Source organism: Streptomyces sp. NPDC051172, from assembly GCF_040682555.1.
GTDB lineage: Bacteria > Actinomycetota > Actinomycetes > Streptomycetales > Streptomycetaceae > Streptomyces.
Map to the genome: position 1 here is coordinate 1 of NZ_JBFBBE010000450.1, position 1,098 is coordinate 1,098.

The 1,098-nt window shown below is 77.3% G+C and carries 1 protein-coding gene; it reads right to left on the minus strand.

Features of this window, described 5'->3' with window-relative positions; genetic code table 11:
* Positions 1-991, minus strand: a 991-nt coding sequence (locus tag AB0N07_RS51860; RefSeq protein ID WP_365848074.1) for a histidine kinase, incomplete at its 3' end; no start/stop codon positions are given.
* Between the last annotated feature and the right edge of the window lie 107 nt (positions 992-1,098).

Genomic DNA, 1,098 nt, shown 5'->3' on the forward strand with positions numbered 1-1,098 from the left:
GCGGCTGGGGTCGGCGGCCCGGGGGCAGGCGGGTGCCGCGGCTGTCGGGGGAGGCGACGACGTCGGGACGCGTCCCGGCGGGGTCCGCGCGGTCCGGTACGGGGTCGGCGGGCCGGCGGGCGTCGTCGTCGGTCACGCCGGGCACCCCGGCCACGGTCTCGCCGGTCTCGCGGAGCACGCCGAGCAGCTGGCGCATGTCCGCGAGCGCGGAGCGGCCGGTCTGGCCGATGGTCTCGAGCGCGGTGACCGCGAGCGCGGGCTTGGCGGCGGCGGCGTACCGGGCACCGTCGGCCTGGGAGATGATCACCTGCAGGGAGTGGGCGACGATGTCGTGCATCTCGCGGGCGATGTGGCTGCGCTCGTCGGCGGCGGCGAGCTCGCGCTCCTGCCGGGACTGCACCTCGAGGCGGTGGGCGCGGTCCTCGAGGGCGCGCACGGCGAGGCGGCGGTTGCGCACGACGTCGCCGAACGCCCACGCGGTGAGCACCACGAGCCCGCAGCCGATCGCCATGATGACCATGGCCAGCGGCTCCGCGGGGGAGCGGACGGTGAGGCCGTCGGGGGTGACGAACTGCGCCGGGAACAGCCACACCTTCACCCCGTTGGCCACGCCGCCGACCAGCCCCGTGAGCAGCCCGGCCACCGAGATGCTCCGGGGCGCGTTCGCGGCGAGGTTGTAGACGGTGAGCGGCACCATCAGCAGGGACAGGCTGAACTCGGGCCCGGCGAGCAGGTGCAGGACGGCCGCGGCCGTCACGACGGCGGCCGAGGCCACCGGGCGCACCCGACGCACGGCCCACGGCAGGACCATGCCGGCCCCGGCCAGGAGGGAGACGGCCGTCTGCCGGCCCTGGGGGTCCGGGGCGACCATCGGCCCGAGCGCGATCCACGGCAGCGCCACGAGCACGGTGAACAGTGCCGCGGCGGCCATCACGTCGGTGCGCACGGGGTGCAGGCGCGTCCACTGGTCGAGGCGGCGCAGGGGGTTCACGCGGGCCAGCCTAGGCCGCGGGCCGAGGGGCCGGCGTCAGCCCGCGGGATGATCCGGGGCGGTCCTCAGGGCGCGAGCGAGGCGAGGACGTCGGCGGCCGGCGCCTC